General features: G+C 57.0%; 4 protein-coding genes, 2 tRNA genes and 3 rRNA genes. 3 read left to right on the plus strand and 6 right to left on the minus strand.

What is annotated here, in order from left to right:
• Nucleotides 1-52: 52 nt before the first annotated feature.
• The 6 genes from rrf to AC1DXV_RS28400 form a co-directional block, all read right to left on the minus strand.
• Nucleotides 53-165 (minus strand): 5S ribosomal RNA (rrf, locus tag AC1DXV_RS28375).
• 199 nt (nt 166-364) lie between these two features.
• A 23S ribosomal RNA gene (locus tag AC1DXV_RS28380) occupies nt 365-3,241 on the minus strand.
• Nucleotides 3,242-3,556: 315 nt separating this feature from the next.
• Nucleotides 3,557-3,632, minus strand: a tRNA-Ala gene (locus AC1DXV_RS28385).
• 9 nt (nt 3,633-3,641) lie between these two features.
• A tRNA-Ile gene (locus AC1DXV_RS28390) sits at nt 3,642-3,718 on the minus strand.
• 86 nt (nt 3,719-3,804) lie between these two features.
• A 16S ribosomal RNA gene (locus tag AC1DXV_RS28395) occupies nt 3,805-5,335 on the minus strand.
• The 16S, 23S and 5S rRNA genes sit together here with 2 tRNA genes alongside, the layout of an rRNA operon.
• 41 nt (nt 5,336-5,376) lie before the next feature.
• Complete coding sequence (locus tag AC1DXV_RS28400; RefSeq protein WP_477936743.1) at nt 5,377-5,787, minus strand: hypothetical protein; 411 nt, start codon at nt 5,785-5,787, stop codon at nt 5,377-5,379.
• A gap of 102 nt (nt 5,788-5,889) precedes the next feature.
• Here AC1DXV_RS28400 and AC1DXV_RS28405 point away from each other — a divergent pair, with 102 nt between their 5' ends.
• From AC1DXV_RS28405 to AC1DXV_RS28415, 3 genes are all read left to right on the plus strand, one after another.
• A complete protein-coding gene (locus AC1DXV_RS28405; RefSeq protein WP_477871125.1) occupies nt 5,890-6,138 on the plus strand; it encodes a hypothetical protein in 249 nt (82 codons plus the stop codon).
• 78 nt (nt 6,139-6,216) lie between these two features.
• On the plus strand, nt 6,217-7,320 hold the full coding sequence (locus AC1DXV_RS28410; protein WP_477936745.1) for a sensor histidine kinase: 1,104 nt from the start codon (nt 6,217-6,219) through the stop codon (nt 7,318-7,320).
• On the plus strand, nt 7,308-7,571 hold a 264-nt coding region (locus tag AC1DXV_RS28415), incomplete at its 3' end, for a LytR/AlgR family response regulator transcription factor (RefSeq protein WP_477936747.1). The genes AC1DXV_RS28410 and AC1DXV_RS28415, both read left to right, overlap by 13 nt.

A 7,571-nucleotide genomic window follows, 5' to 3' on the forward strand; every position in this document is an offset into this window, starting at 1 on the left:
CAAAAGCGAAACCCCCGACGCCTTGGGAGGCGACGGGGGTTGGCAATTAATAGCCTGACGATGTCCTACTTTCACACGGGAACCCGCACTATCATCGGCGCTGAGGCGTTTCACTGTCCTGTTCGGGATGGGAAGGAGTGGGACCACCTCGCTATGGTCATCAGGCTTAACTTGTTGCTGCCGAGCATTCCTTTGGGGGGAAGTGCTTTGCAGCCAATTCGTAGAGTCGGTGCTTGTGGATTGAGGTCACACAAGCGGAATCAGCATTTGATTGGGTTGAACTTGATTGCGTTCAAGGATATTCGTTGGAAGAACTGCACAACGCTTGTCCTCAGACAGACTTTGATCGTTGGATCAAAGTTATAGGGTCAAGCCTCACGAGCAATTAGTACTGGTTAGCTTAACGCATTACTGCGCTTCCACACCCAGCCTATCAACGTCCTGGTCTCGAACGACTCTTCAGGGGGCTCAAGGCCCCGGCAAGACTCATCTTGAGACGAGTTTCCCGCTTAGATGCTTTCAGCGGTTATCTCTTCCGCACATAGCTACTCGGCGATGCCACTGGCGTGACAACCGATACACCAGAGGTKCGTCCACTCCGGTCCTCTCGTACTAGGAGCAGGCTCTCTCAATCTTGCAGCGCCCACGGAAGATAGGGACCAAACTGTCTCACGACGTTTTAAACCCAGCTCACGTACCTCTTTAAATGGCGAACAGCCATACCCTTGGGACCGGCTACAGCCCCAGGATGAGATGAGCCGACATCGAGGTGCCAAACACCGCCGTCGATATGAACTCTTGGGCGGTATCAGCCTGTTATCCCCAGAGTACCTTTTATCCGTTGAGCGATGGCCCTTCCATACAGAACCACCGGATCACTTTGTCCTACTTTCGTACCTGCTCGACTTGTCAGTCTCGCAGTCAAGCACGCTTATGCCAATGCACTATCACCACGATTTCCGACCGTGGCTAGCGTACCTTCGAACTCCTCCGTTACGCTTTGGGAGGAGACCGCCCCAGTCAAACTGCCCACCATACACTGTCCCCAACCCGGATCACGGGCCAAGGTTAGAACCTCAAACACACCAGGGTGGTATTTCAACGTTGGCTCCACGACACCTAGCGGCACCGCTTCAAAGCCTCCCACCTATCCTACACAGATCTGTTCAAAGTCCAATGTAAAGCTACAGTAAAGGTTCATGGGGTCTTTCCGTCTTTCCGCGGGGAGATTGCATCATCACAAACATTTCAACTTCGCTGAGTCTCTGGAGGAGACAGTGTGGCCATCGTTACGCCATTCGTGCAGGTCGGAACTTACCCGACAAGGAATTTCGCTACCTTAGGACCGTTATAGTTACGGCCGCCGTTTACTGGGACTTCAGTCAAGAGCTTGCACCCCATCATTTAATCTTCCAGCACCGGGCAGGCGTCACACCCTATACGTCGACTTTCGTCTTTGCAGAGTGCTGTGTTTTTAATAAACAGTCGCAGCCACCGATTCTCTGCGGCCTCATTGGGCTCCCCAAGTAAATGGTTCACCTACTAAAGGCACACCTTCTTCCGAAGTTACGGTGTCAATTTGCCGAGTTCCTTCTCCAGAGTTCTCTCAAGCGCCTTAGAATACTCATCTCGCGCACCAGTGTCGGTTTGCGGTACGGTCGTATGCAGCTGAAGCTTAGTGGCTTTTCCTGGAAGCAGGGTATCACTCACTTCGGAGGCAAGCCTCCTCGTTATCACGCCTCATCTAAACCCCCCGGATTTGCCTAAGGGGCATGACTACACGCTTGAACCGGGACATCCAACACCCGGCTGAGCTAACCTTCTCCGTCCCCACATCGCACTGCATATCGGTACAGGAATATTGACCTGTTTCCCATCAGCTACGCATCTCTGCCTCGCCTTAGGGGCCGACTCACCCTACGCCGATGAACGTTGCGTAGGAAACCTTGCGCTTTCGGCGAGGGGGCTTTTCACCCCCTTTAACGCTACTCATGTCAGCATTCGCACTTCTGATACCTCCAGCAGCCTTCACAAGCCACCTTCACAGGCTTACAGAACGCTCTCCTACCACGTACGCTTGCGCGCACATCCGCAGCTTCGGTAACTGGCTTAGCCCCGTTACATCTTCCGCGCAGGACGACTCGATCAGTGAGCTATTACGCTTTCTTTAAATGATGGCTGCTTCTAAGCCAACATCCTGACTGTTTTAGCCTTCCCACTTCGTTTCCCACTTAGCCAATTTTGGGGACCTTAGCTGGCGGTCTGGGTTGTTTCCCTCTTGTGTCCGGACGTTAGCACCCGGTGCACTGTCTCCCAAGCTGTACTCATCGGTATTCGGAGTTTGCAATGGTTTGGTAAGTCGCCATGACCCCCTAGCCATAACAGTGCTCTACCCCCGACGGTAATACTTGAGGCACTACCTAAATAGTTTTCGGAGAGAACCAGCTATTTCCAAGTTTGTTTAGCCTTTCACCCCTATCCACAGCTCATCCGCTAGTTTTGCAACACTAGTCGGTTCGGACCTCCAGCAGGTGTTACCCTACCTTCATCCTGGCCATGGATAGATCACTTGGTTTCGGGTCTACACCCAGCGACTGAACGCCCTATTCGGACTCGATTTCTCTACGGCTTCCCTATTCGGTTAACCTTGCCACTGAATGTAAGTCGCTGACCCATTATACAAAAGGTACGCCGTCACCCTTGCGGGCTCCGACTGTTTGTATGCATGCGGTTTCAGGATCTATTTCACTCCCCTCCCGGGGTTCTTTTCGCCTTTCCCTCACGGTACTAGTTCACTATCGGTCGATTACGAGTATTTAGCCTTGGAGGATGGTCCCCCCATATTCAGACAGGATTACACGTGTCCCGCCCTACTTGTCGCACGCCTAGTTCCACACCCTACATTTTTCATACGGGGCTATCACCCGCTATGGCCGGACTTTCCATTCCGTTCTGATATGCAAGATGCTAAAACGTGCAGGCTCTTCCGATTTCGCTCGCCACTACTTTCGGAATCTCGGTTGATGTCTTTTCCTCGAGCTACTGAGATGTTTCAGTTCACCCGGTTCGCCTCGCATACCTATGTATTCAGTATGCGATGACCTTACGGTCGGGTTTCCCCATTCGGAAATCTCCGGATCAAAGCTAATTTGCCAGCTCCCCGAAGCTTATCGCAGGCTATCACGTCCTTCGTCGCCTGTAATCGCCAAGGCATCCACCACATGCACTTAGTCACTTGACCCTATAACTTTGACGCCTGTTCTTCACAAGCATCGGTCAATGACTGTTTGAGTATTTCGCGTTATGCCGTTCTTCAAAACTCGCTTCAATCAATTTCTTGATCAACTCAAGTTGAATATCTGTTGACGCAATCAAGTTCGTCATCGGCGGCACGGTGCTTCCCTTTCGGTCTGCTTTCCGCCGACAACGCTGATTTTCGACTCTACAAATTGTTAAAGAGCAACAGCCGATTCTTTCGAACCGCTGACGACAACAGCCTGGTGAAATGATTCACCAAGCTGCTTGCGTCAGCGTCGATTTCTTCTACTTCAAGAGATGGTGGAGGATGACGGGATCGAACCGACGACCCCCTGCTTGCAAAGCAGGTGCTCTCCCAGCTGAGCTAATCCCCCGATGGAAGTTGGTGGGTCTAGTTGGGCTCGAACCAACGACCCCCGCCTTATCAAGACGGTGCTCTAACCAGCTGAGCTACAGACCCTTGTTCCGGATTGAACCGTTCTCTTGAACTGTTGTCACAACAGCCGATAAGCGTGGGCGCTAGAAATTGAGCACCATTTTTTCCAGAAAGGAGGTGATCCAGCCGCACCTTCCGATACGGCTACCTTGTTACGACTTCACCCCAGTCACGAACCCTGCCGTGGTAATCGCCCCCCTTGCGGTTAGGCTAACTACTTCTGGCAGAACCCGCTCCCATGGTGTGACGGGCGGTGTGTACAAGACCCGGGAACGTATTCACCGCGGCAAGCTGATCCGCGATTACTAGCGATTCCGACTTCACGCAGTCGAGTTGCAGACTGCGATCCGGACTACGACCGGTTTTCTGAGATTAGCTCCCCCTCGCGGGTTGGCAGCCCTCTGTACCGGCCATTGTATGACGTGTGTAGCCCTACCCATAAGGGCCATGATGACCTGACGTCATCCCCACCTTCCTCCGGTTTGTCACCGGCAGTCTCATTAGAGTGCCCTTGCGTAGCAACTAATGATAAGGGTTGCGCTCGTTGCGGGACTTAACCCAACATCTCACGACACGAGCTGACGACGGCCATGCAGCACCTGTGTTCTAGCTCTCTTTCGAGCACGAAACCATCTCTGGTAACTTCTAGACATGTCAAGGGTAGGTAAGGTTTTTCGCGTTGCATCGAATTAAACCACATCATCCACCGCTTGTGCGGGTCCCCGTCAATTCCTTTGAGTTTCAACCTTGCGGCCGTACTCCCCAGGCGGTCAACTTCACGCGTTAGCTTCGTTACTGAACAGCAAGCCGTCCAACAACCAGTTGACATCGTTTAGGGCGTGGACTACCAGGGTATCTAATCCTGTTTGCTCCCCACGCTTTCGTGCATGAGCGTCAGTACAGGTCCAGGGGATTGCCTTCGCCATCGGTGTTCCTCCGCATATCTACGCATTTCACTGCTACACGCGGAATTCCATCCCCCTCTACCGTACTCTAGCCATGCAGTCACAAATGCAGTTCCCAGGTTGAGCCCGGGGATTTCACATCTGTCTTGCATAGCCGCCTGCGCACGCTTTACGCCCAGTAATTCCGATTAACGCTTGCACCCTACGTATTACCGCGGCTGCTGGCACGTAGTTAGCCGGTGCTTATTCTTCAGGTACCGTCATTAGTCCAATTTATTAGATCAGACCGTTTCTTCCCTGACAAAAGCGGTTTACAACCCGAAGGCCTTCTTCCCGCACGCGGCATGGCTGGATCAGGCTTGCGCCCATTGTCCAAAATTCCCCACTGCTGCCTCCCGTAGGAGTCTGGGCCGTGTCTCAGTCCCAGTGTGGCTGGTCGTCCTCTCAGACCAGCTACAGATCGTCGCCTTGGTAGGCCTTTACCCCACCAACTAGCTAATCTGATATCGGCCGCTCCAATTGCGCGAGGTCTTGCGATCCCCCGCTTTCACCCTCAGGTCGTATGCGGTATTAATCCGGCTTTCGCCGGGCTATCCCCCACAACTGGGCACGTTCCGATATATTACTCACCCGTTCGCCACTCGCCACCAGGATTGCTCCCGTGCTGCCGTTCGACTTGCATGTGTAAGGCATGCCGCCAGCGTTCAATCTGAGCCAGGATCAAACTCTTCAGTTCGATCTTGATAATTTACTCAATGAATTGAAGTGAACTTCACTTCATGAGCGTTTAAGGTCCATGAGACCTCGAGTCTTTCGACTCTTCGGCACTCGCCTTCCAACGCCCACACTTATCGGCTGTATGTTTTTAAAGAGCTGCAATCCGGTCAAACCGTCTTGCTTTGCTGTCCGATCTATCTCGTTCAGCGCAGCCTTAGACTGTAGCACCTTTTTGCTCGACTTCAACAACTTGTTTGATTTTTTTCTGCCGCCGCTTTCGCCGCCTGCCGAAACCAATCTGTTGTTGGGTCGCTTCGTTGATTTGTCATCAGCGAAGCCCACGATTGTGCACAGCCCTGTTTGAATCGTCAACACCATAGACCCTCGAGTTTTGTCGGGATTCTCTGAAATGCCGCGACACACCGAGAGTCCCTTCAATACGCCGCCGGGGCTTCGCAGGCGGCGAGCCATCGGCGAGAATCCGCGCCCTGCCCCCGTTGGGAGGCGCGCGCGGCCGTCTGGTGGCAAACAGCGGTCGGCGTTGACAGAGCCAACAAACAAGAGAAGACCCCGATGTACGACACGACCTACGTCAACAACCCCTTCGAATCGACCATTGACCCCGGTACCGTCCTGCAACGCGTTGAACAGTCGGCTGGTATCGCCCAGCTGCAACGCCGCGTGTTCGCGCGTGCCGACAAGCTGCGCGGCGTCGCCGCCGACCTGATGGAGCACGACGCCAAGATCGAGGCCCTGTTTGCCAACGGCCCCCGCGCCGGCGCCGCCCCCAAGAAGAGCACGAAGACCAAGGCCGAGGCCTGAGCCGTCTCACCCCCGCCCGGGCCCGGTTCACCCTCGAACCATGGCACCCGGCGGACCCCGGGGCAACAATGCGGGAGCATGACGGCCCTCTCCTCTTTCTCCACCGACAGGGATCACGACGACGCGGCAGCGATACCGCGTCTCGCCTTCGGCATCGCCTGGGCGTTGTTCTGGGTGCTGATGATGACCATCGGCGTGCAGGACCACCTGCGCCGGGGCGGCACCGCCGTCTGGAAACCGCTGCTGTGGGAAGGCAGCTCGATGCTCGTGTCCAGCCTGATCGTCTGGCTGCAATGGCGGCGAGCCGGGCGTCTCGATGAGCTGCTGAACCGCCCGTGGCGCTGGTTCGCCGCGAGCCTGGCCTGGCTGCCGCTGGCCGCGCCCTGCTTCATCGGCGCGGTGTTCGGGCTGCGCCACGCGGTCCACGCACTCGCCGGCGAGGCCTACACGCACGACCCGTGGCCGGTGGTGTTCCGCTACGAGGCGCTGAAGTTCTCGATGTTCTACCTGCTGTTCGTCGCGATCGTCTTCGGGCTGCGCTCGCATGCGGCACTGGCCTCGGCGCGGCTGCGGCTCGAACGCGAGCGGCGCTTGGCGCAAAGCGCGCAGCTGCTGCAGCTGGCCCAGCAGATCGAGCCGCATTTCCTGTTCAACGCGCTCAACACGATCGCCTCGACGATCCACACCGACCCGGCGCTGGCCGACACGCTGCTGATGCGCCTGGCCGCGCTGCTGCGCGCCGCCACCGACCTGGCGCGCCACCCCGAGACCACGCTGGCCGACGAGCTCACGCTGCTCGAAGCCTACGCGTCCATCATGCGCGAGCGCTTCGCCGAGCGCGTCGACGTCATCTTCGACATCGACCCCGCCACCCATCCGTGCAAGGTCCCGTCGCTGCTGCTGCAACCCCTGCTCGAGAACGCCTTCCGCCACGGTGTCGAGCGTCGCCTGGCCCCCACCCGCATCGTCGTGAGTGCACGCCGCGCCGGTGCGCGCCTGTGCCTGGAGGTGCAGGACGACGCCGGCGAGCTGCCCCCTGGCCCCGATKTGTCCTGGGGCGTGGGCCTCGGCAACCTCCGGCAGCGGCTGCTGACACGCCATGGCGACAGCGCCTCGCTCACGCTGCAGGCGCGCGACGGCGGCGGCGTGCTGGCCCGCATCGAGCTGCCATGCGGGTGCTGATCGTCGACGACGAAACCCCGGCGCGCGAGCGCCTGCGCCGCCTGCTGCTCGCGTTCGCCGATGTCGAGGTGATCGGCCAGGCGCGCGACGGCGCGGAAGCACTGGCGGCGATCGCCGCGCAGGCGCCCGATGCGCTGTTCCTCKACGTGCAGATGCCGGGCGCGAGCGGCCTCGACGTCGCCGCATCGTTGCCCGAGCCGGCGCCCGCCATCGTCTTCGTCACCGCGCACGACCGCTACGCGGTGCAGGCC

The organism is Rhizobacter sp. P3_C12 (genome assembly GCF_056402735.1).

Excerpts from the sequence above, each read along its gene's own strand:
- AC1DXV_RS28400 (WP_477936743.1), bottom strand. The coding sequence starts at position 5,787 with ATGGCTCGCCGCCTGCGAAGCCCCGGCGGCGTATTGAAGGGACTCTCG.
- AC1DXV_RS28405 (WP_477871125.1), top strand. The coding sequence starts at position 5,890 with ATGTACGACACGACCTACGTCAACAACCCCTTCGAATCGACCATTGAC.